The organism is Acinetobacter uliginosus (assembly GCF_044130295.1).
In the GTDB taxonomy this organism is placed as follows: Bacteria; Pseudomonadota; Gammaproteobacteria; order Pseudomonadales; family Moraxellaceae; genus Acinetobacter.
This window is the reverse complement of sequence record NZ_JBIQOC010000003.1, coordinates 1-22,739: the sequence shown is the minus strand read 5'-3', so window position 1 is coordinate 22,739 and position 22,739 is coordinate 1. Positions and strand designations below refer to the sequence as shown.

The following is a 22,739-nucleotide window of genomic DNA, read 5'->3' as shown; positions in this document are numbered from 1 at the left end:
AATATTAAACGGCATCTAATAGTCTTAAACTTGGCCGTTTTGGATTCTTTCCTAGACCATACATATGATAAAGATCATCATTGCTAGATTTTAATAAATACTGCATATCAGTAGGACTATATTCTAAATCTTGAGTATGTAGATTGATAATCTCTGTAACATTTGTAGGTATCTCCACTTTAATATCTATTTGAGATGGCTCCCTGGTTTTGTAGCCAAATTTATTCATCTCAATCCATAGATATTTTTGTTGATGGGGACTTATTGCGCCAATATCACCAGCTCTATATAGAATTGAACCCATTGAAGACAACCATAACGGTTTAAGTTGCGCTAATTTACTAATTGTTAATTTACCTTGTACATAAGGCCGAATATCTTCAGCTGGCATTAATAAGGAACTCGCAAACTTATTTGCTTCAGTTTCCATATCATCACCCGTTGGAATTCTATGCATAATAATATGCCCCAACTCATGAGCAAGGGTAAATCTTTGTCGACAACCAGGTAAACTCTTATTTAAAAAAATGCAAGGAGGCAGATCTGGTGATCTCATTGTTACACCATCAACCGATAATTCATCAAAGTCACATAAGAAAACCATGCAACCTGCGCGCTCAACATACTCCATTAGGTTGTGTAATGGCCCTTTAGGAATCAACCAAGCTTGTCGAACCTTGGCAGCTATTTCCTCGGGAGTATATTCATCAGGATCGAGTTCTAATAAGGGTAAGTCAAAATCTAAATCAATTGATCTTAAAAGCCTCTTTAAATGAAGAATACGAATATTCAGGATAGCTTCTAATTTTTCCCTAGATTTCTTGGTTACACTGGCCTTTCTGCGATACATAGCACCAGCATGAACACTTGCTGGTAATCCATACAGGCGATCTGGTTCGTAAAAGAAATCAGTTGGATAATTTAGAATATTGGATAATTTTGATAACACATCCATCGATGGTTCAGAAACCAAACGTCCTTCGAGTTTGGAAATCATAGCCTGTGACAACTTGCAGTTATCAGCTAATTCAGATTGACTTAGTCCTCTGGATTGTCTAGCTAATATTAGTAGATCTGCATTAAAAGGCATTTTATTCACCTACGATTTTTTTCTGCTCTTTCTCAGCTTTAGCTGATTTAAGCTTAACCCTTTTCTTAACAGACAATGCTGCAGTTGAATTAGGGGATTGTGGGTTAACAGGAATAGTTGGGAAAATAGGTAATTCATCATTTGCACGATATTTTAAACTCGCCTGCCAAATGACAACATCTTTATTTCGTGCAACAGCTACTACATCAATTATTGAGGATTCAAACTTGTCTAACTCATATTGAATTTCAATTCTTGGTAATAATCCAATTTCAGGCAATGATTCATTCGGATCATGGAAACCCTTAGACATGTTTGTCGGTATATTGCTAGATTTTCTAGAGTTTTTACCTTTCTTAATCCTGAACACTAATTTCTGTTCAACGATAAAGTTATATGTCTGATTGTTGTTGTAAGGAAAGATAGCGAATTTATGGTCTGGCTCAAATCCAAATTCATTTTTTGAGTGATGAATAATTTGATCCCAAATAAAATTTGATCTACCTCGCTTACAACACGATGGATTTTCTTTAATACGCTTCAACCAGTCTTGCCATGCCAAATCAAACACATTCAATATTCGATCAGAATAAGGAGATAATAATTTTTCAGCATCAGTTTTGGTTATAAGCATAAATTAATCCAAATTAGGTATGTAATTTGATTTTAATTAAAAACAGAAAAAAAACAAGTAAATTATAACTACATCAATAACCTTTTTGATTAAAATATACTCAATACCGACTAACCTGATTTTTTATTCCATGGCTCGGCAAATTTTATGCAGTGTTCAATGTGAGAGTACAGGTATGTTTTCATTTTTAATCCTTATTGTCATATAAAGCTATAATGTACATAGCATATTTTTCAAAGTGTACAAATGTGTGTACATAAAAAATAAGTAATTATTTTTAGTTTAATTAATTTTAATTAAAATAATAACTTATGAATTAGTCAGCCCATATCAAAGATGATGGTGGGTTTTTCTGAGGAATTCGGCATATGAAGGTAATCTATGTTTAATGCAACTACGGCACCGCAAGATGCTCTGATTTTACAGTTAGTTCCCATTGTGACACAGGCATGTGAAATTTTGCGAGCAGAATATCAAGCCTATTGTGCAGGTGAAACTTTTGATGTTGAGCACAAAAATGATCAATCACCCGTAACCCAGGCAGATTATCGGGTTAATGAGTTTATCACGACCGCATTACACAAAATTTTTCCGAACATCTCGTTGTTGTCTGAAGAAGGTGAATATACCGAGCGTGAGCAATGGCAAAAATTCTGGTTGCTTGACCCTTTGGATGGTACCAAGGAATTTCTGCATAAACGTCCTGAATTTACCATTAATTTGAGTCTGGTTGAGGGGGTGCATACCACCTTCGCTGTATTAGCCATCCCTGGTGAACAAACGATATATTTTTGTCCCAAACATGGCCTGCCTTTAAAATTAGAAATTGCAACGGGGCAATGGCTGCAATATGTTGATGATCTGCCATCTGAAACTGTTCAGGTCGGTTTAAGTCAAAGTAGTCAGAACAAACCTAAATATGCTGAATATCTGGACATCCTGAAACAGCAGGTGGATATTGTAGAGTTTAGGGCGGGCAGTGCCTATAAGTTCTGCATGATGCTGGAAGGTAAAGTGGATATTTACCCACGCTTTCATCCGACCAGTGAGTGGGATACCAGTGCAGGGCAATGCCTGATTGAACGCATCGGTGGCGGGCTGGTAGATTTTAAAGGCAGACCCTTTGTATATAATCAGCGCGAGAGTTTACTGAATGGTGGTTTTATCGCATTTCGTAATATCGAGATGAAAAATTTGGCATTCCAGGCCCTAGGACTTATGGCGAACATACATTGAGCTGATGCATTAACATGCTATAGTATGCTATGTACCCATGTTTAATTTTGGCTGCTTCATGGCGTTAGATTTACTCCCTATAAGTATGCTGAAGGCGATTGATTTATTGCCTGATGCTAAAACACCTGTCACTCTGTTTACCCGCCATTCTATTCGCGAGGTCGTTACAGGGCAGGGTTTGGCAGGCTATGATTTGCAGTTAACTGAACAAGGCCGTGAGCTTGCCCAGGCATGGGGTAACTATTTAATTGATAATACGGATCGTAGCATCCAGCACTGTATTTCAAGTCCGATTCAACGCTGTGTCGATACTGCTGCTTTAATGATACAGGGTGCCGATTCGAGTACGCTGGTACAAAATACCCATCATATTGAAATTGTCCAGCAAGGTTTACTGGTTGAGCCGGGAAGTTTTGTGCTTGATATTAAACAGGCGGGGCCTTATTTTCAGAAACAAGGTGCTTTGGGTTTTATTAACAGTTTTGTCAATAATGCCTTGCCTGGAATGAAACATCCGATTACTGGTGTAGTCGATGTGCTGGAGCTGATTTATAACACTCATCCGCAAGATCATTTTGGTTTAAGTCTGGCTGTAAGTCACGATACTATTTTGGCAGCCATTATTGCGGTGATTTCTGGGCGTAATACCGTTAGCCATGAAGACTGGCCAAAAATGATGGAAGGCCTGTTTGTCTGGTTTGAAGGTGATGTGTTTTTAGAATCCAAACTGAAATGGATTTGGCGTGGTCAAGTGAACGAGTTGTCGATTCGCGAGTTTCAGAACCTGGAAAAAATAAAATAAAACAGTATTGCTCTTAAAAAATGTCATCTTGATACTACTTTCTGAATAAAGTAACCCTAAAAAACAATTTTTAATAAAAGTTTTGAAGTGCCTTATGTTTTTATAAGGTGCTATTTTTAGACCTAATAATTTTTTATAGACGTAAAAAAAGCCCTAAAAGGGCTTTTTTTAATGCAACAACTTAGTTAGCTAAAGCTTTAACTTGTGCATTTAAACGGCTCTTATGACGAGCAGCTTTGTTTTTATGGATGATACCTTTATCAGCCATACGGTCAATTACAGGAACCGCAGTTTTGTATGCTTCTGTAGCAGCAGCATAATCACCAGCAGCGATTGCAGCTACTGTACGTTTAAGATAAGTACGAACCATAGAACGTAAGCTTGCGTTGTGTTTACGTGCTTTAACGTTTTGACGAGCACGTTTTTTAGCTTGAGCAGAGTTTGCCACTCGTGCACTCCTTGAATTAGATTGGTCTGGGCGGGCTGAAATTACAACTGAAAACCTTCATCAGAAGAATTATCACCAGCCCGTAAACAAGTGCCATATTGTGATTAAACTATGGCGTTAAGTCAAGTCTTGACTTGATTCAGCAACATTTTAGATGCATAAAAAGTATAAAAAAACTGTTACGTTAGTAAAACCTATAGAGATCGATTAAAAAATGACTAAATCAATTAAAAGTGTAATTGTGATTGGTGCAACAGGTCTAGTGGGACGTGAATTGCTGAAACAGCTCAATGAGCTTGAAAGCTGTGAGAAAATAACGGCTGTGGTTCGGCATGAAGATCAGCAGATTAAAAGTCTGGAAAAAGTACAACAATTTATCTTGCAGGATTTTCTGTTACTGAACGATGAAGATGTAAATGGTTATAGTCATGCCTTCAGCTGTTTAGGCACGACACTAAAAAAAGCCGGTTCAAAACAGAATTTTTATAATATTGATTATGAAATCAATGCACATTTTGCTGATTTATTTGAATCGACCCAGACCCACTATTTATTAATTAGTACCATGGGCGCAAACGCACAATCCAGAATTTTTTACAATAAAGTCAAAGGTGAACTGGAACAGCATATCCAAGGCTTAAATCTGGAATATGTATCTGTTCTGCGCCCATCACTATTAATCGGTGAACGACCAGAACAACGCACCTTAGAAGATATGGCGCAAAAATTGTATCAAAAATTCTCGCATTGGGTTCCTGATACATTTAAATATAAGCCCGTGACAGCAGTACAAGTAGCTCATACTATGGTCGAGGCTGCACAAACTCAGACTGAAAAGTTTGAAATTTATGATAATTTACGCATACAAAATTTCAAACGAGGGAAATAAAAAGTGTCTAATCCAGCATTCGTAACCTGTGACTTACTTGATGACAATCCAGAAAAAGAAATTCAGGTGGTCACCCCATCAATGGATGGAAAATTCTTTAAAAGCTATGGTGCACGTAAAAGTTTTGGTGGTCAGGCAGTCACTGTAAAGTGTTTTGAAGATAATTCACGTGTCAAAGAACTGCTCGCAACCGATGGTACTGGTAAAGTGCTTGTGGTGGATGGTGGAGCATCTATGCGCTGTGCCTTGATGGGCGATATGATTGCTGAATCAGCGGTGAAAAATCACTGGAATGGGGTAATTATTTACGGGTGTGTACGTGATGTCGATGCGATTGCCGAACTGGACCTGGGTGTACATGCGTTGGCTGCAATTCCGCAAAAAAGTAATCGCAAAGGCATAGGCGAAGTGGATTTAACTTTGTATTTTGGTGGTGTAAGCGTCAGTTCTGGCGATTATATCTATGCCGATAACAACGGCATTGTGGTGGCAAAAGAAAAATTAGTCGATTTATAAAGACAGAGATACAAGGATAAAAATGGTGAATCATCAAATTAAAGTGATACAAGCGCTGGCTTCATCTTTGACTGAAGGCGGACGAGGTGTGAGCGGTACAGCTTTTCCCAAGCAGCCTGAAAAATCACTGAAACTTTATGAGTTTGAGGGTTCGCCATTTTGTCGCCGTGTGCGTGAGGTTTTAACCTTGTTAAATCTGGATTATGAGGTTTATCCTTGCCCTAAGGGTGGCCAGAAATACCGGAAAATTGTCAAAGAAAAAGGTGGAAAAAAACAGTTTCCATTTTTCGTAGATGAAAATACCGGTACAGAAATATATGAATCACAAGCCATTATTAATCATTTATTTAAACATTATGGCCGAACGGGAACCACACCGAAAAAATTTGCCCATTATCCCAAAATCCCTGTCGTGGCTTTAGCTGGCACCATCGTGAATGGTGCATGCGGCGTCTGGATTAACCGGAAAATTAAAGATCGTGCAGCACCAGAGCAACTTTTGGAGTTATGGGGTTTTGAAGCCAGTCCTTTTACCCGTGTGGTACGAGCAATGTTAACTGAGCTTGAGCTACCTTATATTTATCATAACGTGGCTAAAGAGCGCTGGCAGGATATGGGGCCGGCAATATTGCGTTTAAAACCTGGAAAATATCAACCCTTAGCGGGTGGTAAACGTGAAAAGACCGTTGAAATTATGGGGCGAGATATTCAGGTTCCTTATTTAATTGATCCAAATACCGGAGTGAAAATGTTTGAGTCTGCACAGATTGTGAAATACTTAAACCAGCAATATGGTCACTAATCTCATCCGAAGTAAGAAACTGCTAAAACAGCGGTTTTTTTTGGCCTATATCTGATTAATTTAAGCAAAAACTAAAGTAAGTTATACCCTGGTATGATAGTCAGAATATTGAATGGATAACTGATGGCTAAATCATCGATTGAAACTTTAAAATTTGTATTTTATGGTCTTAACACTGGCTGATTACAATGTAATAGTAAATAAAATTGATCGTTTATTAATATAAAAGTTATTAAATTACCTGATTTTAGGGATATTGTTTAGCTTGTATTTTTCGCTATAGTAGGCGGTTATAATAGGGGGTGCTGTGTGTCAGAATTAGCAACGATTTTACCCGTTCCAGTTTTAATTGTTGAAGATGAAGGGCTGATTCAAGAACGATTAAAAAAGATATTGGCAGAACTGGGCTATAGCAAAGATATGCTGATTTTTGCTAAAAACTTGCAACAGGCTTTTGTAGAAATAGAGCAGCAACCTGTTTCTTTGGCTTTGGTTGATTTGGGACTGCCTGACGGTAACGGCATAGAGCTGATTGAAAAGCTTCATGCACAGGATAGCAATGCCATGATCTTGGTGATATCGGCTTGGAGTACTCAGGAAAGTTTATTTTCAGCAATCAAGGCAGGCGCGACAGGTTATGTTCTGAAAGAACGTGATGATGTTGAAGTTAAGTTATCCATTCGTAGCATTTTACGTGGCGGTGCGCCGATAGACCCTTTTATTGCTCAAGAAATTTTGAAACAGATATCAGCTGCGGTTATACCGGCAGTAGCTGATCAGAAAATCATAGATGCAGATATGGAGCTGTTAACCAGCCGGGAAACTGAGATTCTAAATCTGGTCGCTCAAGGAATGAGTAACCGGGAAATCGCTGAACAATTGTTTGTTTCTAAATATACTGTTGAAAGTCATATCAAGCACATATACCGTAAATTGTCGGTGACCAAAAGAACAAAGGCCGTGAGTGCAGCAAGATCCTTAGGGATTCTATGAAGTCATTGATTGTGCATTATTTTTTTATTCTTGTTCTTAGCCTGCTGAGTCAAGTCAGTTCTGCCGAAATAATTGAAAATATTAATGCACAATGTGCAGTACACATTCATTCTATTGATACTGTCAAAACCAGTTCAGTCACAGTTTTACCCCGACAGGGCTGGGAGTCTGTAAATTTACCCGATCAGTGGCAAAAACGCTGGAAAAATTATAACGGAGCAGCGTGGTACAAAATTCAATGGAGCTGGTCCTGTCAGAATCAGGCTAGACTTGCCGAGCCGATTGCTTTTTCAATTGATTATATTAATTCTGCCGGCGCAGTCTTTTTGAATGGTGATTTACTCTGGAGAGATAAGCATTTACAAGAACCACTGTCAAAAAGCTGGAATATGCCGCGTTACTGGATTTTACCAATATCGGGATTAAACAGCGGCGAAAATGAAATTTTAATTTATGTGAATGGCTTTGCTTTCCAGTCTTCGGGTATTGGTCAGATTGCTTTTAATAATGTACAAAACAATTACGAGTCATATCAAAGTCAGATATGGAATCGCAGAACTTTATTTCAAATTAATCTTATTTTATCCATTACGTTTGGGGTGATCTGTTTTGTTATCTGGTTATCGCGGCGAAAAGAAACTACTTTTGGATGGTTTGCCTTAAGTTCCTTGTTATGGGTGCTATTTATTTCCAATATGTTGACTACAGAAACATTTCCCTATCCAAATACACTAATTGCAGCACAGGCCAATTTGGCTTTTTTTATTCTTTATGTTGTAAGTTTCTGTATTTATTCATTCAGGTTTATCCAAAAGCGCTTTATTAAAGTTGAGACAGTTGTTTGGGGAATTACGGGACTGATTATTGCAGGTATTTTTCTAACCCCGCAGCAGTCAGCTTATTGGGTTTTTGCGCTGATATTTTTAATCTATGTTGGACTGTTTATTATCGGTTATCTATATGCCTGTTATTACGCAATTCAATCTAAAAGAACAGATTATATCTTTTTAGCCATTTGCCTAAGCGCTATTGTCATTTTTATGATATTCGACCTTTTATTATTATCGGGAGAGGTGGTTGTAAAGGATGTTCGACCATTATCTCCCTATACCGGACCGATTATCACCTTTTTTATGGTAATTATATTAGGTTCAAGATTGGCACGTAATGTTAAAAAAATTGAAACATTTAATGCCCAGCTAGAAATGAAAGTTCAGCAGGTCAGTAATGATTTAAGCTCCAGTTTGAATGAAAAACATCAATTAGAGCTTAAAAATGTCAAGCTACAAGAAAGAATCAATTTATCCCATGATTTACATGATGGTTTGGGCGCATCATTGGTTCGCTCGATGATTTTAGTGGATCAAAGTACGCATGATATTTCCAACAAGCAATTTTTATCGATGCTTAAATTACTAAGAGATGACCTTAGGCAAATTATCGATAGTGGTTCATCTGCAGATAATAAAATTCCAGTTAATCCCATACTGTGGGTGGCACCCGTTAGGCATCGTTTTAGTCAGCTTATGGATGAACTGGATATTCGTTCTAAATGGATTTTTCCGCAGGAATGGCAAGCCGTGCCGAGTGCTTTACAGTGTCTCACCTTGATTCGGGTACTGGAAGAAAGCCTGATCAATATTATTAAACATAGTCAGGCCAGGCAGGTAAAAATAGCGATGGTCTATATTCGAGAAAACCAGTTTATTTTGAGTATAGAAGATGACGGTGTCGGTTTTGATGCAGATAGTGTAGTGCAACAGGGATTAAGTATTGGCATGCGCAGTATGAAAATGCGTTTGGAGCGTATGGGCGGCGAGTTTAAATTATCTTCTGAACCGGGTTGCACCATCATTCAGGCGATTGTTCAGCTGAAATAAGCAATTAAATTTTTTTTGCTTTTTAAATGTCGGTTGCTATTTCATCATTTTATAAAATTGGAAGAAATTAAAATGAGTGAATTATTTTTTCTGCTGATCTTGAGAAGAAATAAATATAAATTTTTTAAAATATAAAAATGGGGAAAATATTATTTTCCCCATTTTGTAGCTTTATTTATTCTTCATCTTCTGCAGGCAACAGCATCAGAATAGATTCATTGAGCAAATTCACAATGTCTTCGAGAATATCTGGATCATATAAATTGTCATCGAGTAATACCGAACCGCCGTCAGCCAATTGTTTTAAAATTGGGGCAAAAACTTCGGAGATACAAATGCCTTCACCATTTGCCCAAAATAGCAACTCACCTTCAGCTTCAGTATAAAGCAGGCGAGATGCCGGCTCGAGCATGAGTGAATAGCCCTGATCCAAAGCTTCTTCCAGATCACCTGTACCAATGGCTTCCGCCTCTGGAATATTTTCCGGATATTTCGCTTCTGACATCAGGCTCATCAGGGCATCCTCAAGTACAGCTGGATTTTGCAATTGTGCCAAAAGTTCAGTTTTTAAATACTCCAGCTCATTTTGGGTAATTTGACCAATCGGGCTGATCTTGTCACGCAGAATGTCTTTTAATGGATTTTTAAGCAACTGATCGTCTGCGAATTTGTCACTGACGCGATCCATCATTTCTGCCACGTTCGGCATGCGGAAACCGAAAGAAAAAGTCAGGCAGTCATCTTCCGCTACGCCGTAGTGTGATAAACCAGGCGGTACATATAGTAGATCACCGGGAGCAAGCACCTCATCAAAATTCACGTCCATGTCAGGAAGTAATTTTAAAGGTTGTCCTGCAACGAAGTCAGTATCTGCATCACACATTTGTCCCAATTGCCAGCGGCGATGACCATAACCTTGTACCAGGAACACGTCATAAAAATCGAAGTGCTTGCCGACAGATCCACCTTTAGGCGCATAAGACACCATGATGTCATCACGACGCCACAGCGGAATGAAGGGAAATTTCTTCCACAGTTCAGCGAGATCAAATGAATAATGGTCTACGGCCTGAACCAGTAGAGTCCAAAGCTTAGGCATCTTCTGAAAGTCTGCTTTAATCAAAGGTGAAGACTTCACTGACCATTGATTTGGGTCTTTATCTTTTTGCTTGATTAAGCGGGCAGTGACATTTTCATCTAGCGCCAGTTCCATAACATCATGAGGTTCTAAAAGGCCTGCAATTTCAGGGAGAGCGTTACGAACCAGTAATGGTTTTTTTTGCCAGTATTCGGCAAGGAATTGTTCGGCGGTAATTCCGCCAAGCACGTCTAGAGGCTGGGACATAAGATAAAGCACCTATAAATTTATGCTTATTGTCTATGGAGTTGCAGGTGAGAGCAAGTTGTAAATCAGTTGGGGGAGATTCCTTAGTCTGCGTTATGGGAGTGAAGTAGTGTGGGAAGTTTTGAAATTGATAATAGCGCAATGCTAGCCATGAATCATGGACAGGAAAAGCTTGAACAAGGAGGGTGGAACCCTCAAATAAGCCAACCATTCAACATGGAAGGATTGGCTTAAGCAGAATTTGAGCTAGGGTACTAACACATTCAACTGACGCAGGATATGACAAAGCTGAATCATCGGCATACCCATCAAAGTGGTTTGATCTTGCCCGGTCATCTGTTCAAACAGACTAATGCCGAGACTTTCACACTTAAAACTGCCTGCACACATTAAAGGTTGATCGACTTCAATATAACGTTCAATTTCGGACAAACCCAGTTTGCGGAATTTCACTTTATAATGTTCAACCAGAGTCTGTTCAAATCCCGTCGATTTTTGCTGTACGCTGAGGGCGGTACTGAAATAAACGATTTTGTCCGAATTGGCCTGTAACTGTTTGATGGCTTTTTCCACAGTTAACGGTTTGCCAATAAAAATATCGGGTGCCCCTTCACGCCACGCCACCTGATCGGAACCAATCACAATAGCATCGGGATATTGTTCGGCAATAACGTTGGCCTTTTCAAAAGCCAGCCGTTTCGCCAGTTCATCTGCATGGTCTTCGCCCCGTGGGGATTCATCGATATCTGGTACTAAGCTCTGATAGTCGATACGGAGACGATTCATCAGCTCTTTACGGGTTTGACTGCTTGAAGCCAAAATAATGTTGGGAGTATTCATTACACTGCATATTCCATGAGCACATCAAGCGGAACATATGAGAGCACAGCTTGATGGCAAGCTTGTATTTTAATAGGCGGAGCAATACCAGCCTGATATGCTTCAACCCAACGGGTTACACAAATGCACCAGAAATCACCCGGTTCTAGACCTGGGAAATCGACTTCTGGAAGAGGTGTGATCAGGTCATTACCTACTTTTTGCGAAAAATTAAGAAACTCAGCGGTCATTTGTGCACACATCGTATGCTGACCTAGATCTGTGGTCGCCGTATGACAAAAGCCGTTACGAAAATAACCGGTAATAGGAGAGTAGCAACAGCTTGCCAAGGGTTCGCCTAAAACATTTAAACGATTGATATTTGGATCTGGGTGAATAGACATAAGCTCTAAATCATGATGTGGCTTTTGACTATAATAATCAAAACTTTGCCTTTCGACAGCTTTTCTGCAAAAGATGCTAACCTTTTTCTACATAATCATTTAAAATCGGGGCGTTTTTTATATCTATAAAGTGAGCTATACATGAACTTTCAGCGTATGACTGACCTGGATTTGGCAGGTAAGCGTGTACTAATTCGTGAAGATTTAAACGTTCCTGTTAAAAACGGTGTAATTACCAGTGATGCACGTTTACGCGCAGCATTGCCAACCATTAAAGCGGCTTTGGAAAAAGGTGCAGCAGTCATGGTTTATTCACACCTTGGTCGTCCAGTTGAAGGTGAGCCAAAACCTGAACAATCTTTGGCGCCAGTTGCAGCGTACTTAACTGAAGCTTTGGGCCAGGAAGTCAAACTTTTCACTGATTATTTAGATGGTGTTGAAGTTGCAGCTGGTCAAGTGGTACTTCTTGAAAACTGCCGTTTCAATGTTGGGGAAAAGAAAAACAACCCTGAACTTGCACAAAAATATGCTGCGCTTTGCGATGTATTTGTGATGGATGCATTTGGTACTGCACACCGTGCAGAAGCGTCAACTGAAGGCGTGGCGCGTTTTGCAAAAGTAGCGGCTGCGGGTCCTTTACTTGCAGCAGAATTGGATGCTTTGGGTCGTGCACTTAAAACCCCTGAAAAACCAATGGTTGCGATTGTTGCGGGTTCTAAAGTATCAACTAAGCTTGATGTACTCACTTCACTTTCAGATATTTGCGATCAAATTATCGTAGGTGGCGGTATTGCCAATACCTTCCTGGCTGCGGCTGGTTACAACGTGGGTAAATCACTTTGCGAAAATGATTTGATCGATACTGCAAAAGCGATCGCAGCAAAAGTTTCTGTACCGCTTCCAACTGACGTTGTGGTTGCAGATGCTGCTGAAATTAACTTTGATGATTTCCTCGGTTCATTGGCTGCGGCTAAAGCTGTAGTAAAAAAAGTGGAAGATGTTGCAGACAACGACATGATTTTGGATGTGGGTCCAGAAACTGCGAAAGCATTTGCTGAAATCCTGAAAACATCAAAAACGATTCTCTGGAATGGTCCTGTTGGCGTATTTGAAGTAGATCAGTTCGGTGAAGGTACGAAAGCACTCTCTTTAGCAATTGCAGAATCTGATGGTTTCTCTATTGCAGGTGGTGGCGATACTTTAGCTGCGATTGATAAATACGACGTTGCAGACAAGATCGGTTATATCTCTACGGGTGGTGGTGCATTCCTTGAATTTGTTGAGGGCAAAACCCTTCCAGCGGTTGCTGTGCTTTTAGAACGCGCTTAATACATTCTTTTAAAAGTATCAAAGGTTGACTTCGGTCAGCCTTTTTTCATGCCTTTTCATTTGAGTGATTCATTTTTTGGTCATAAAAATGCAATATATCTGCAATAAAATTCCGGTCATTAAATCTCCTGTCGTAGGAAAATGTGATGAACCTGAAATTAACACTTGCAGCACTTGTGATTTTACCTTTGGCTTTGACTGCCTGTGCCAAGAAAGATGAAGCACCTAAAACTGAAACTGCCGCTTCAGCAGCAGTAGAGGAGCAAACGACTCCAGAACAGCAAAAAGCGATTGATGCACTGGATAAGCCTGTCCTGGATGAAAAAAATACTGATGTACCTGCTGAAGTGGCAAATGCACCAGCAGATGAAGCGACTGCCGCTACAGATGATGCTGCCTCTACAGCAACTGCTCAATAAGTTTGTAGTTTTTTATTTAAAAGTCCCTGCATAAGCAGGGATTTTTTTTGAAATAGTGTGTTTTGTTGCTGAATTGAAATGATTCAGCATGTAGAATATGGCGCATCACCTGGGAGGATATTATGGCTCTAATCTCGATGCGCCAGCTCTTGGATCACGCTGCAGAACACAACTACGGCGTACCAGCGTTCAATGTAAACAACTTAGAACAAATGCGTGCAATTATGTTGGCCGCAGACGAAACAAATTCACCTGTCATTGTGCAGGCATCTGCGGGTGCTCGTAAATATGCAGGTGCTCCATTCTTACGTCACCTGATTTTAGCTGCAATTGAAGAATGGCCACACATTCCAGTGGTAATGCATCAAGACCACGGTACCAGCCCTGACGTATGTCAGCGTTCTATCCAGTTGGGCTTCTCATCAGTAATGATGGATGGTTCTTTGGGTGAAGATGGTAAAACACCAACTTCATATGAATACAACGTAGACGTGACTCGCCGTACTGTTCAAATGGCACATGCCTGTGGCGTTTCAGTTGAAGGTGAAATTGGTTGCCTGGGTAGCCTTGAAACAGGTATGGCGGGTGAAGAAGATGGCGTAGGTGCAGAAGGTGTGCTTGACCATTCTCAACTGCTTACTTCAGTTGAAGAAGCACGTTCGTTTGTTGCTGATACCGATGTAGATGCCTTGGCGATTGCCGTAGGTACTTCACATGGTGCATACAAATTCACGCGTCCACCTACAGGCGACATCTTGGCAATTGACCGTATTAAAGAAATTCATGCGGCATTACCAAATACCCATCTTGTCATGCACGGTTCAAGTTCTGTACCTCAAGAATGGTTGGCTGTAATCAATGAATTTGGCGGCGACATCAAGGAAACTTATGGTGTGCCTGTTGAACAACTGGTTGAAGCAATCAAACACGGTGTTCGTAAAATCAATATCGACACGGACTTGCGTTTGGCATCGACTGGTGCAATGCGCCGCATGATGGCGGAAAAACCAAGCGAATTCGATCCACGTAAATTCTTTGCAGAAACTATTGTTGCAATGAAACAAATTTGTGTAGATCGTTATACAGCATTTGGTACTGCAGGTCATGCAGACAAGATTCGTCCAATTTCTTTAGAGAAAATGGTGAATCGTTATAAATAATCGTTAAAGATTATCTATAATCAAAAGCCCACATCTATTGTGGGCTTTTCTGTATCTCATTCCTAAAGCATGATAAATAGGGAAAATAAGGCAAAAGATGGAACTTATATTGGCTGCAGCATGCTGTAGTGTCGTCATCTCAATGTTGTTTAAATTATGCAAGGCTAATGGTTTTGATGCCTTGCAGATGATTGTCTGGAACTATGCCTCTGCAAGTGTACTCTGTTTTTTATGGTTTAAGCCCGATTTACAGCACATATCAGTTATCGATACGCCGTGGTGGCTGATTGTGGCGCTGGGTGTATTACTACCGAGTATTTTCCTGTGCTTGGCGAAATCACTGCAATATGCCGGTATTATCAAAACGGAAATTGCCCAGCGTTTATCGGTGGTTTTGTCTCTGTTGGCAGCATTCTTTATTTTTCAGGAACAGTTTAATACCTTAAAAATAATCGGAATCGGATTAGGGATTTCCGCCGTACTCAGTATTTTATTTTCACATCAAGCAGCAGCGCAAGGGCAGCCATTTTCAAAGCAAGGCTTGCTTTATCTGGCATTGGTCTGGTGTGGCTATGCGCTGATTGATGTATTGCTCAAGTACACCACTGGCTTGGGAGTGCAGTTTGCTGTAGCACTAAACTTGATGTTTATCTGTGCCTTCATCTTGTCGTTGGCTTATATTGGCATGACCACGAAAACAGCAGGCAGTAGTCGAAATATTCTGGCTGGATTGGGGCTGGGAGTTTTAAATTTTGCCAATATAGCCCTGTATGTCAAGGCACACATATTATTAAAAGACACACCTGCAATTGTGTTTGCAGGCATGAACATTCTTGTGGTGCTGCTGGGAGCTTTAAGTGGCTTAATTCTGTTTAAAGAAAAATTAAAACCTGCAACTGCATGCGGTCTTGCTTTAGGTTTGGCCAGTGTTATTTGCTTAGCCTATGCAATGTCTGTCTGATATAGCTCGATACAAAAATGAAAGGATGTTGCAGAAAATCTTCCTTTTCTGCCAAACCCAATAATAAGCCATTTTGATGGCAGACAGGGCGGGCAGAATAGTGATGATTTTCTTGTTGATAAAGCTGAAGATAATATTGCTGGCAATGCAAGAATTGCAATTAAAAATACAGCGCATTTAAATGCGCTGTATTTTTAGTGTTCAAGCTTTATAGTATAAGGACATTTGCTCAATTATGAGCGTTGAAAGCGTTGTAATGTATCTTTCCAATAGTAGTTAGCCATAATAATAGGATGTTTGAATAGATCCTGCATTTCAATCGTGCCCTGAAGTTGACCGGGTTGCTGACAATGTGGACATTTAGGGTAAGACGTCAAAATAGCATCTGCGCTATATTTCTGCATGTAAACCGTTTGGCAAGAGCGACATTCAAATTTTATCGGCATTTTGATAGCTGGAAGCATAGTAGGGACTACCGTTTATTTTTTTGCCAATATACCTGAGTCCTGTTACAAAAATAAGTCCTGAAATGACATGAAAGGGGCATATTCGCCCCTTTTATTGTAATTTTTTTTAATCACAGCTTGGTGAAAATTTCTTCACGACTCAGGCGTGACTTGGGTAACTGAGCATTGAAATCATTTTCGCTGCGGAAACCTAGCGTCATAATCACTGATGGAATTAACCCTTTTTCATCTAATTCCAATTCCTGGCGAATAATCTGTTCATCAAATCCGCCAATAGGGGTGGCATCAACTCCTTCAATAGCTGCGGCCAGTAACATTTGACCGAGCGCAATAAAAGTCTGATTTTCTGCCCAGCGCTGAATATCCCCTTTTTCATTACGGTAATAATCCACATAACCGCTACGGCTGTCTTTTTGGCCCTGTTTGGCTTTTTCATCTTTAAAACGGCCACTAAGATCATCTTGCTTGAGCAGGGTATCAAGGTGCTGTTCTGAAATATCCGCTTTGGTACAGAACAGAATGGTATGAGAAGAATCTAGAACTTTAGGTGCATTGTAGGCATATTTCCCAACCAAGGCTTTGGCGATACGCTCTTTGGCGCCTTGATCATCGGCAATAAAAAAATGCCAGGGCTGAATATTGATGGAGGATGGCGTGAGACGCAGGATTTCTAATAAACGTTCAAACTGCTCTTGATGAATTTTTTTACTGGGATCATATGCTTTCGTTGTGTAGCGTGATTTTGAAACGTTTAATAAATCCATGAGTGACATTTCCACTATTAAATTTTTAATGATTTTACCTGATTCCTTGCTGAAATGGCTTGGAAGAATTATGGGATAGCTTATATTTTGGCATCAAGCGTGTGAATTTTTATGGTGAATAAAAGTAAAAAACTTAATAAAATGTATAATTAATAGCAATATACAATGACGAAATACGAAATCTATATTGGTACTTTTTGTTAAATCACGTTTAATCGAATAATTACATCGCCTGTAGACCGAGTCAGACAATGATAGATGATACAAACCATTTTAAAAGACGATTAAAAACCCAACAGCAGATTGGGTTATGGGTGGGGCTGGCAGATGCTTACGGCACTGAAATTGCGGCCAATGCAGGCTATGACTGGTTACTCATTGATGGGGAACATGCACCGAGCGATTTAAGAACCACACTCTCTCAATTGCAAAGTATCGCAGCGTATCCATCACAAGCTGTGGTTCGTCCACCTATTGGCAGTGTGCAGCTGATTAAGCAACTTTTGGATATTGGGGCGCAAACTTTATTGATTCCCATGGTGGAAACGGTTGAGCAGGCTGAGCTGATGGTGAAAGCGGTACGTTATCCGCCAGAAGGAATTCGTGGCGTAGGTGCCGCATTGGCCCGTGCAACACGCTGGAACAGTATCCCGGATTATTATGCAACAGCACATGAAAATATTTGTCTGCTGATTCAGATTGAATCTGTGACAGGTCTGGAAAATCTGGATGATATTTTAAAAGTGGAGGGAATTGACGGTGTATTTATTGGCGCTGTAGATTTGTCTGCGACCATGGGATATCAGGGTAATCCGAATCATCCGGAAGTACAAAAAGCGGTTGTTGATGCCATTCAACGCATTCGGGCATCGGGTAAAGCAGCGGGGATTTTATCAACGGTGCATGACGTAACGCAAAAATATATTGATTTGGGTACCGAGTTTGTTGCGGTAGGGGTGGATACCAGCGTATTAATGAATTCACTGCGCGAGCTTTTAGCCAAATATAAAAATGATGCGGAAGTGATAAAATCTGAAGGTGGGTATTAATTTTTAATATTTTATATCAGCTTTTAAATTGTACCTGATGGACTCCTACCAGCTGTAATTGTGAGGTCAGGAGTTCTATGTGCTGCTTTATTTTGCCTTGAAAAGCATTGCTTGGTAAGACCAAAGGCATTTGTCATTCACAAAGCCTGTTTTATTTTTGGTCAGCTAAATTTTTTTCATCGCAGAAACATTACAGCCTAGTTCTCGACAGATTGTGAATGACATAGTCAAGTTATAAAAGTTAATTATGAAAATTTATATTTAATAAGCCCAAGTCTTTAATTCTAATTTTACATTTTTATGTGCAGGATTGATCTCTAAAATCTGTGCCGAATGTTCGCGCCAGTCACCTAGCACAATCCGTTTCTTACCCTGAATATCATGTATTGCAGAACGATGAGTATGGCCATGAATCAGTACGTCAATATGTTCTAAGGCAACTTTCACCGCGAACTGATTTACATCCATGATGTCATAAGACTTCATCTGTTTGGTTTCAGCACTTTTTTTACGGAAACCATTAGCCAGTTGTTGCCGAAAACTTAAAGGCATGCGTTTTAAAAAACCTAAAAGTAATGGATTACGAATGATCTTGCGGAATTTTTGGTAGGACACATCGTCTGTGCAGAGCAGATCACCATGTTCTAAACGGTATGTGGTGTCGGATATTTTTAAAATGGCCGGTTCGGACAGCAATGTGCCATTGAATTGTTTTAAGAATTTTTTGCCTAAAGCAAAATCGCGGTTGCCAGCCAGAAAATATATCTGATTGCCGGCATGATGAAACTTTTGCAGGGCATGGACAATGTCATCTAGCCAGGGGGCTGTATAGTCATCACCAATCCAAGCATTAAACCAGTCACCCAAAATATAAAGCTGGGTATTTTTATCTTTATAACTGTCTAATAAATCCAAAAACCCCCGAACGAGTCGAGGGTGTTCAGGTGACAAATGTAAATCAGAGATAAACAGATAGGTCACGTATTTTCCTTAATACTTCCTCTCAAAGTCCATCTATTGGATAGAGGAACTATATCCTTAACATTATTCCGTTTTAAAGCACTGCTTTAAAACTCATTAAAGACGGAGAGGACGTTCTTTATTCAGAAATGATTTTTGCAGATTCAATCACAACGTTCTCTAGAGGAACGTCAGCGTGGTAGCCACGGTTACCTGTGCGAACGCCTTTGATATCAGCAACGACATCCATACCTTCAACTACTTTACCAAATACGGCATAACCCCAACCTTGAGCTGTTTTACCAGTGTGGTTAAGGAAAGAGTTGTTTTTCACGTTAATGAAGAACTGAGCAGAAGCTGAATGAGGAGCTTGGGTACGCGCCATTGCGATGGTACCTTCATCATTGCTTAAACCGTTGTCTGCTTCGTTTTCAATTGAATCACGCGTTGCTTTTTCTTTGAAATTTTCATCCATGCCACCGCCCTGGATCATGAAACCGTCAATTACACGGTGGAAAATTACGCCATCATAAAAACCATCACGAACATATTCCAGGAAGTTAGCCACAGTTTTAGGTGCTTTTTCTGAATTAAGTTCAAGAACAATACGTCCTTTATTGGTGTTTAATTCGACTTGAGGAAAACTCATTCTATAATCTCCTGATCATGGACAAAAAAGCCATGGGTTTTTGGTTGAGAGAAGCATAAGCAAACTGTAAACTACAAGGCAAGCGAAAACGTTATTTTCTTTGTTAAAAAAACCAGAAAAGCGTTTTAATTATCCTATTTTATCTTATAGAAGTGATTTATCAACTATGAAGCCGAATGATGTTGTTTCATCCCTGCCAAATAACCCGACAACAAGTAATCAACCTGTCGATGCTGCGCAGCAAGAACAACAGCCGGGCTTAGACTTTGTACGTCAGGTCATTACTGACGATTTGGCAGCAGGCCTTACACAGCAAGTGATCACGCGTTTTCCACCAGAACCGAATGGTTATTTACACATTGGTCACGTGAAAGCGATTTGTTTGAACTTTGGTATTGCACAAGAATTTGATGGCGTATGTAACCTGCGTTTTGACGATACCAATCCGGACGCAGAAGAACAAGAATATGTGGATGGGATTGCCAACGACGTAAAATGGCTCGGTTTTAACTGGAACGGTGAACCTCGCTATGCATCTAGCTATTTTGATCAACTGTACACATGGGCAGTACAACTGATTGAACAGGGCGATGCTTATGTAGATTTACAAACACCTGAAGAAATCAAGTTAAACCGTGGTTCATTTGTAGAACCAGGTAAAAACTCTCCATTCCGTGACGCGACTGTAGAAGAAAACCTGGTGCGTTTTGAACAAATGCGTAATGGCGAGCTGGGTGAAGGTCAGGCTGTATTGCGTGCCAAGATTGATATGGCTTCTCCAAACGTGCATATGCGTGATCCGATCCTGTATCGAATTCTGCATTCTGCTCATCACCAGACTGGCGATAAATGGAAAATCTATCCAATGTACGACTATGCGCATCCATTATCTGATGCCATTGAAGGTGTGACTCACTCTTTATGTACTTTGGAATTCCAGGATCACCGTCCGTTTTATGACTGGGTTATCGAGAAAGTTAAATCTCCAGCTGTTCCACGTCAGTACGAATCAAGCCGTCTAAATGTCGATTACACCATTACCTCTAAACGTAAACTGCGTAAACTGGTAGAAGGTGGCTTTGTACAAGGGTGGGATGATCCACGTATGCCAACCGTTGTAGGGATGCGCCGCCGTGGTTTCACGCCTGAAGGTTTGCGTGATTTCTGTAAACGCGTGGGTGTTTCCAAGTCTGACGGTATTGTCGATGTTGCTATGCTGGAATACTGCATCCGTCAGTCTTTGGAAAATACCGCTGCACGTGGCATGGCGGTGTTGAATCCATTGAAAGTGACTTTGACTAACCTGCCTGAAGCAATGAACCTGAGTCATGCACGTCATCCGAACGTTGAGATGGGTGATCGTATCATTCCATTAACGTCTGAAATTTACATCGACCGTAAAGACTTTGAAGAAGTACCGCCTAAAGGCTTTAAACGCTTAATTCCAGAAGGCGAAGTACGTTTACGCCATGCTTATGTGATCAAGTGTGATGAAGTGATTAAAGATGCCAATGGTGAAGTGGTTGAACTGAAATGTTCAATTGACCCTGAAACTTTAGGCAAAAATCCGGAAGGTCGTAAAGTGAAAGGCGTTATTCATTGGGTATCTGCAACCCAAGGTGTGCCTGCAGAAGTGCGTATCTACGACCGTTTATTCACTGAATCTGATCCGGAAGTGGGTGATGACTTCCTTGCCAACTTAAATCCTGAATCACTCAAAGTGGTTCAAGCGGTGATTGAACCGGCTTTAGCTGAAGCGAAGCCTGAAGACCGCTTCCAGTTTGAACGTGAAGGTTATTTCGTTGCAGATCAATATGATCACACGGCAGAAAAACCAGTGTTTAACCGTATTCTGGACTTAAAAGACAGCTTTAAGCCTGGAAAATAACATTGTTTATGCTCTAGGATGATTCACTGTTGAGTCAAAAATGTTTAGATCAAGCTCAACTTCGGTTGGGCTTTTTCATGACAGCTATTTTATAAATATTGAAGCGACTAGGTTTCATGAGGGGAAATTTGTGATTATTCGAGATAAAAATAATAGCTTTATGCTGTTATTTGCATGGCATGGCACAATTTTACCTAAAGTGATGCCAGCTCTAGCGGTTGTAGTCAGTTTATCGGCACTGTTGGTGTATTTAAGTGCAGCACATTTCTTGACTATGCCAGAAGTTCCTGCCATTGGCTTTACCATCTTCGGTGTGATTCTTTCGATTTTCTTAAGTTTTAGGAATACGGCCTGTTATGATCGCTGGTGGGAAGGGCGCAAGCTTTGGGGCGCACTGATTGCCAATACACGGCATATTATTCGTGATAGTCATGTGCTGGAAGACTCTCAACGTCAGATTTTGATGTATCGGGTTATGTTATTTTGTTACCTGCTACGCGACCGCTTACGTCATCAAGCAACAGATATTCAACATTTCCGAAATGCTGTCAATTTAAGCGATGGGCAATGGCAGCAATGTGCTGAACATATCAATGCGCCGCAGTATTTACTTGAGATTATGCAAAAAGATTTGGTGCTGTGTTATAAGCAAGGTCAAATCAGCGACATTATCTATAGCACCTTGACTCGACATACGGTTGCCATGGGCGACATTCATGCAGGCTGTGATCGTATTATGACTACGCCATTGCCATTTTCTTATTCAGTTTTATTGCATCGGGCAGTTTATTCATTCTGTTTAATTTTGCCCTTCAGTATTGAAGCGAGTTTCGGTATTTGGACACCCGTAATTGTGGCATTAATTGCCTATTTGTTTTTAGGTTTGGATGCGCTCAGTGCAGAGTTGGAAGAACCATTTGGACTTCAAGAAAATGATTTACCCCTCAATTCGATTGTGCGAAATATTGAACGGGAAATGTTAAGTTCATTAGGGGCTGAAATTCCGCCAGTACTTTCAAGCTATAAAGGTAATTTAAGTTAAGTTTAGAAAATCATTTTTGCTTCTACACGGCGCTGTTTAAGTCTTTAACAATTCAGTGATAGCCATGAATTTCAGATGTATGCTATCACTAAGAGCCTATCCAGTATTAATTTCATTCTTTTTTAGCACTTAAAAAAAGAATTTGTTAAAATTATTCAATGAGAAAACCATATCCCAGCGACATTAGTCGAGA

Annotated in this window: 23 protein-coding genes; 14 read left to right on the top strand and 9 right to left on the bottom strand. The window is 40.1% G+C overall.

Annotated features, from left to right (window positions below; translation table 11 throughout):
* Positions 1-4 precede the first annotated feature (4 nt).
* Positions 5-1,090, bottom strand: a complete 1,086-nt coding sequence (locus ACE01T_RS01330) for a helix-turn-helix domain-containing protein (RefSeq protein ID WP_395518575.1) — start codon at positions 1,088-1,090, stop codon at positions 5-7.
* A 1-nt stretch (position 1,091) separates the two neighbouring features.
* A complete protein-coding gene (locus ACE01T_RS01325) occupies positions 1,092-1,724 on the bottom strand; it encodes a hypothetical protein (protein WP_395518574.1) in 633 nt (210 codons plus the stop codon).
* Positions 1,725-2,105: 381 nt separating this feature from the next.
* Here ACE01T_RS01325 and ACE01T_RS01320 point away from each other — a divergent pair, with 381 nt between their 5' ends.
* On the top strand, positions 2,106-2,960 hold the full coding sequence (locus tag ACE01T_RS01320; protein WP_180043589.1) for a 3'(2'),5'-bisphosphate nucleotidase CysQ family protein: 855 nt from the start codon (positions 2,106-2,108) through the stop codon (positions 2,958-2,960).
* A gap of 58 nt (positions 2,961-3,018) precedes the next feature.
* On the top strand, positions 3,019-3,762 hold the full coding sequence (locus tag ACE01T_RS01315; protein WP_086196462.1) for a histidine phosphatase family protein: 744 nt from the start codon (positions 3,019-3,021) through the stop codon (positions 3,760-3,762).
* 181 nt (positions 3,763-3,943) lie between these two features.
* On the opposite strand, the gene rpsT is transcribed toward ACE01T_RS01315, so the two are convergent.
* Positions 3,944-4,210, bottom strand: coding sequence for a 30S ribosomal protein S20 (rpsT, locus tag ACE01T_RS01310; protein WP_039622003.1), 267 nt, complete (start codon positions 4,208-4,210; stop codon positions 3,944-3,946).
* Positions 4,211-4,424: 214 nt separating this feature from the next.
* On the opposite strand from rpsT, the gene ACE01T_RS01305 reads away from it, so the two are divergent.
* The 5 genes from ACE01T_RS01305 to ACE01T_RS01285 all read left to right on the top strand — a co-directional run bounded on the left by ACE01T_RS01305 (position 4,425) and on the right by ACE01T_RS01285 (position 9,290).
* Positions 4,425-5,099, top strand: coding sequence for an NAD(P)H-binding protein (locus ACE01T_RS01305; RefSeq protein ID WP_180043591.1), 675 nt, complete (start codon positions 4,425-4,427; stop codon positions 5,097-5,099).
* 3 nt (positions 5,100-5,102) lie between these two features.
* A complete protein-coding gene (rraA, locus tag ACE01T_RS01300; protein WP_086196380.1) occupies positions 5,103-5,615 on the top strand; it encodes a ribonuclease E activity regulator RraA in 513 nt (170 codons plus the stop codon).
* Between the two features lie 22 nt (positions 5,616-5,637).
* Positions 5,638-6,417 (top strand): glutathione S-transferase N-terminal domain-containing protein, encoded by a 780-nt coding sequence (locus tag ACE01T_RS01295; protein ID WP_180043593.1) that lies wholly within the window; start codon positions 5,638-5,640, stop codon positions 6,415-6,417.
* 309 nt (positions 6,418-6,726) lie between these two features.
* Positions 6,727-7,410: a LuxR C-terminal-related transcriptional regulator gene (locus tag ACE01T_RS01290; protein WP_180081291.1), complete on the top strand. Its 684-nt coding sequence runs from the start codon at positions 6,727-6,729 to the stop codon at positions 7,408-7,410.
* Positions 7,407-9,290: an ATP-binding protein gene (locus ACE01T_RS01285; RefSeq protein ID WP_180043595.1), complete on the top strand. Its 1,884-nt coding sequence runs from the start codon at positions 7,407-7,409 to the stop codon at positions 9,288-9,290. Before ACE01T_RS01290 ends, ACE01T_RS01285 begins: the two co-directional genes overlap by 4 nt.
* Before the next feature lie 175 nt (positions 9,291-9,465).
* Here the strand turns inward: ACE01T_RS01285 and ACE01T_RS01280 are convergent, their stop codons facing one another.
* The 3 genes from ACE01T_RS01280 to ACE01T_RS01270 all read right to left on the bottom strand — a co-directional run bounded on the left by ACE01T_RS01280 (position 9,466) and on the right by ACE01T_RS01270 (position 11,858).
* The gene (locus ACE01T_RS01280; protein WP_180043597.1) at positions 9,466-10,635 is read right to left on the bottom strand and encodes a ribosomal protein uL16 3-hydroxylase; all 1,170 of its coding nucleotides are present in this window, start codon (positions 10,633-10,635) and stop codon (positions 9,466-9,468) included.
* Between the two features lie 246 nt (positions 10,636-10,881).
* Positions 10,882-11,475 carry a Maf family protein gene (locus ACE01T_RS01275; protein WP_180043599.1) on the bottom strand — a complete coding sequence of 198 codons (594 nt, stop codon included), beginning with the start codon at positions 11,473-11,475 and terminating at the stop codon, positions 10,882-10,884.
* Positions 11,475-11,858, bottom strand: coding sequence for a DUF2237 family protein (locus ACE01T_RS01270; RefSeq protein WP_086196374.1), 384 nt, complete (start codon positions 11,856-11,858; stop codon positions 11,475-11,477). Before ACE01T_RS01270 ends, ACE01T_RS01275 begins: the two co-directional genes overlap by 1 nt.
* A gap of 141 nt (positions 11,859-11,999) precedes the next feature.
* Between ACE01T_RS01270 and ACE01T_RS01265 the strand changes: the two genes are divergently transcribed.
* From ACE01T_RS01265 to ACE01T_RS01250, 4 genes are all read left to right on the top strand, one after another.
* Positions 12,000-13,187 carry a phosphoglycerate kinase gene (locus ACE01T_RS01265; RefSeq protein ID WP_180043601.1) on the top strand — a complete coding sequence of 396 codons (1,188 nt, stop codon included), beginning with the start codon at positions 12,000-12,002 and terminating at the stop codon, positions 13,185-13,187.
* Between the two features lie 146 nt (positions 13,188-13,333).
* Positions 13,334-13,606 (top strand): hypothetical protein, encoded by a 273-nt coding sequence (locus ACE01T_RS01260; protein WP_086196372.1) that lies wholly within the window; start codon positions 13,334-13,336, stop codon positions 13,604-13,606.
* A gap of 122 nt (positions 13,607-13,728) precedes the next feature.
* Positions 13,729-14,766, top strand: coding sequence for a class II fructose-bisphosphate aldolase (gene fba, locus ACE01T_RS01255; RefSeq protein ID WP_086196371.1), 1,038 nt, complete (start codon positions 13,729-13,731; stop codon positions 14,764-14,766).
* A gap of 97 nt (positions 14,767-14,863) precedes the next feature.
* Positions 14,864-15,727, top strand: coding sequence for a DMT family transporter (locus ACE01T_RS01250; protein ID WP_180081289.1), 864 nt, complete (start codon positions 14,864-14,866; stop codon positions 15,725-15,727).
* Positions 15,728-16,304: 577 nt separating this feature from the next.
* On the opposite strand, the gene nfsB is transcribed toward ACE01T_RS01250, so the two are convergent.
* Positions 16,305-16,958 (bottom strand): oxygen-insensitive NAD(P)H nitroreductase, encoded by a 654-nt coding sequence (gene nfsB, locus ACE01T_RS01245; protein WP_180044724.1) that lies wholly within the window; start codon positions 16,956-16,958, stop codon positions 16,305-16,307.
* 251 nt (positions 16,959-17,209) lie between these two features.
* Between nfsB and hpaI the strand changes: the two genes are divergently transcribed.
* Complete coding sequence (gene hpaI / locus ACE01T_RS01240; protein ID WP_180044607.1) at positions 17,210-18,007, top strand: 4-hydroxy-2-oxoheptanedioate aldolase; 798 nt, start codon at positions 17,210-17,212, stop codon at positions 18,005-18,007.
* A 261-nt stretch (positions 18,008-18,268) separates the two neighbouring features.
* Here hpaI and ACE01T_RS01235 read toward each other — a convergent pair whose 3' ends face one another.
* Both ACE01T_RS01235 and ACE01T_RS01230 read right to left on the bottom strand, forming a co-directional pair.
* Entirely contained in the window at positions 18,269-18,988 is a 720-nt protein-coding gene (locus ACE01T_RS01235) for a UDP-2,3-diacylglucosamine diphosphatase (RefSeq protein WP_180044606.1), read from the bottom strand.
* Between the two features lie 118 nt (positions 18,989-19,106).
* Positions 19,107-19,616 carry a peptidylprolyl isomerase gene (locus ACE01T_RS01230; protein WP_166168257.1) on the bottom strand — a complete coding sequence of 170 codons (510 nt, stop codon included), beginning with the start codon at positions 19,614-19,616 and terminating at the stop codon, positions 19,107-19,109.
* Positions 19,617-19,782: 166 nt separating this feature from the next.
* On the opposite strand from ACE01T_RS01230, the gene ACE01T_RS01225 reads away from it, so the two are divergent.
* Both ACE01T_RS01225 and ACE01T_RS01220 read left to right on the top strand, forming a co-directional pair.
* Complete coding sequence (locus ACE01T_RS01225; protein ID WP_180044605.1) at positions 19,783-21,504, top strand: glutamine--tRNA ligase/YqeY domain fusion protein; 1,722 nt, start codon at positions 19,783-19,785, stop codon at positions 21,502-21,504.
* Positions 21,505-21,634: 130 nt separating this feature from the next.
* A complete protein-coding gene (locus tag ACE01T_RS01220) occupies positions 21,635-22,546 on the top strand; it encodes a bestrophin family protein (RefSeq protein ID WP_180044604.1) in 912 nt (303 codons plus the stop codon).
* The last annotated feature ends 193 nt before the right edge of the window (positions 22,547-22,739 follow it).